Genomic DNA, 2919 nt, shown 5'->3' on the forward strand with positions numbered 1-2919 from the left:
GGATCTATTAACCCCTTGTCAGGATGCTTTAGCTTCTCCAGACCAGGATGAGGCTCAATTTATGGCTGATCTGAGGTTGGCTAGGCAGCGTCTCATGCTCTGGATTGCCTTCCGAGATCTCAATGGTATGGCCAGTCTTGGTGAGGTGACGCATGCACTCAGTCACTTTGCTGAGGAGGTAGTAGCATTATCGATTGCTTATATTCGCGAAGATCTGAAGCGTCGCTTTGGTTTGCCTTGGAGCACGGTCACTGGTTCAGAGATGCCCTTGATGGTGGTGGGCATGGGTAAGTTGGGCGGCTTAGAGCTTAATCTTTCTTCTGATATCGACCTAATCTTTTTGTATGAGCATGAAGGGGATACGCAAGGTGGGCCTAAGAGCCTCTCCTATCACGAGTGGTTTACTCGAATGGGTAAGCGTTTGATAAAACTATTAGCAGAGCATGATGCAAATGGATTTGTGTTTCGGGTAGATATGCGCCTGAGACCCAATGGAGATTCTGGCCCTTTGGTCTGTAGTCTCGATATGCTCGAGGAGTACCTCCTGGTACAAGGCAGGGAGTGGGAGCGCTACGCTTGGATTAAGGGAAGGTTGATTGCGCCTTTACCGGAATCACCTGATTTTGCTCATTGTGAGCGGGAGCTTGATCAACTCATTCGTCCTTTTGTCTATCGCCGGCACTTAGATTATGGTGTGATTGCATCCATCCGTGAATTGCATGCGCAGATACAGCATGAAGCTGAGAAGCGTTCTTCCAATCATCATGGTCGATCCAGGGATATTAAGTTAGGCCGTGGTGGTATCCGTGAGATTGAATTCTTAGCGCAAATGTTTCAGTTAATGCGCGGAGGTACAGATCCTCGTTTTCGCATTCGCCCTACTCTAGAAGTTTTGGACTTGGTGAAGCAAAAAGAAATTCTGCCTGCTAGTGAAGTAGAGGATCTAAAGGCGGCTTATATATACTTGCGCCGCTTAGAGCATCGCATTCAGGTGTGGGAGGATCAGCAGACACACTATTTGCCCGAGGATGAGGGTGCACGCACTCGCTTAGCGGCGAGCATGGTTGACCCTAATCAAACTCAAGACCGGAATGCATTCATGTCTGAGCTCGATAAACATCAAGCGGCAGTAGCTCAGTATTTTGAAAAAGCATTTGTGCTTGATGATGCGGCGCGTCTAGACAATACCTCCTTGCCGGCAGGGTGGGAGCCGAACGGCATGCTGTTTCCAGAGTCTGCAACTCGCTGGCTGTCTTGGACTGATAGCTCAAAGCAAAGACAGTTGCCAGAGAAAAGCAGGATCATTTTCAACAATCTCATTCGTAAGGCTGCGGATAGTTTGCAGGCAGATCAGCCTACAGGAATTAGTGCAGACCAAACTTTGCTTCGCTTTTTTGATTTATTAGAGGCGGTTGCTCGGCGCAGTGCTTATTTATCGATTTTGTCAGAGTATCCGCAGGCGCTATCTAATGTGCTCGCTTTGCTCAAAGCCTCTCAATGGGGTGCGGAGTATTTAACTAGGCATCCCCACCTTTTAGATTACTTGCTTAACTCGCGTACTGAAAAAGCTCTTATTGAGCAACCGGAGCAATATTGGCAGGAAGTAAAAGCCACATTAGAGATGCGTTTGAATGACGTGATGGCTGATGGCGATGGTTCAGAGCAGGCCATGGATATTTTGCGCATTACCCACCACACCGAGACCTTTATTACGCTTTTGGCGGATTTGGGAATTGGCGTTGATCGTGAGCTTTCAGTTGAGAAGGTCAGCGATCATTTATCTGCATTAGCGGACTTAATCTTGCAGACTACTTTTGAGCGCGTATGGCCTAGCGTTGCTAAGAAGTTTGGGTTACCTATTGATGCGACCGCACCATTTGCGGTGATCTCCTATGGAAAGTTAGGCGGTAAAGAATTAGGATATGCCTCCGATTTGGACTTGGTTTTTTTATATCAAGCCGAGGAAACCGATTTTGCTGCTCAAGAAATTTACGCCTTACTAGCCAAGCGCATGATCAATTGGTTAACCGCTTACACATCAACTGGTAGTCTGTTTGAAATCGACACACGTCTTCGTCCAAATGGCTCCGCAGGATTCTTGGTAACCAATGCCGATGCGTTTAAGAAATACCAACTACGTGAAGGTGATAATGCTGCTTGGGTTTGGGAGCATCAAGCTCTGACGCGCGCAAGGTTCTCGGCGGGAAGTAAAGTGCTTGGAGCATTCTTTGATGATGTGCGTTTTGAGGTTTTAAGTCAAAAGCGTGATGTTGATCAGTTACGCCATGAGATTTTAGAAATGCGTCGCAAAGTCCATGCTGGGCATCCAAATCCGACTCCCGACTTTGATTTAAAGCATGATGCCGGCGGCATGGTAGATATTGAGTTTATTGTGCAATTTTTAGTCTTAGCATTTTCAAATACTTACCCACAACTGATTGGTAATTTAGGAAATATCGCCTTGCTACGTATTGCTGGAGAGGCGGGTTTAATTCAAGCTTCGATGGCCCAAGATGTAGGCGATGCTTATCGTCTACTGCGAGCGCGTCAACATCGCTTGCGTTTAGATGGTGCAGAAAAGACGCGGGTAGATTTAGAGTGTGAACCTCAACTGGTTAAGGCAAGAGAAGTGGTGTTGGCTCTATGGCAGGAAATATTCCTTGCGCCATCGAATGCTTGAAAAGCTTAACTTTGCTCTAGTAGTTCTCGAGCATGTCGACGAGTTGTGTCTGTGATCGTTGCGCCCCCCAGCATCCGAGCCACCTCCTCAACTCTTTCGGATCTTCCTAGCGGCATAACTTGGGATAGGGTTTTATCGCCCGCCTGTGATTTGCTGACTTTCAGATGGTGATTTCCTTGCGCAGCCACTTGCGGCAAATGGGTCACGCACAGAATTTGATGTGATTCGCCCAGTTGACG

Annotated in this window: 1 protein-coding gene and 1 pseudogene; one reads left to right on the forward strand and one right to left on the reverse strand. The window is 47.4% G+C overall.

Annotation, left to right across the window (positions count from 1 at the left end):
* Positions 1-2680, forward strand: a 2680-nt coding sequence (gene glnE / locus B7Y67_RS14275; protein WP_293599214.1) for a bifunctional [glutamate--ammonia ligase]-adenylyl-L-tyrosine phosphorylase/[glutamate--ammonia-ligase] adenylyltransferase, incomplete at its 5' end; no start/stop codon positions are given.
* 5 nt (positions 2681-2685) lie between these two features.
* Here the strand turns inward: glnE and B7Y67_RS14280 are convergent.
* Positions 2686-2919: pseudogene (locus B7Y67_RS14280) on the reverse strand (DNA repair protein RecN); the annotation flags it as partial.

The sequence above is a fragment of the Polynucleobacter sp. 35-46-11 genome, assembly GCF_002281105.1.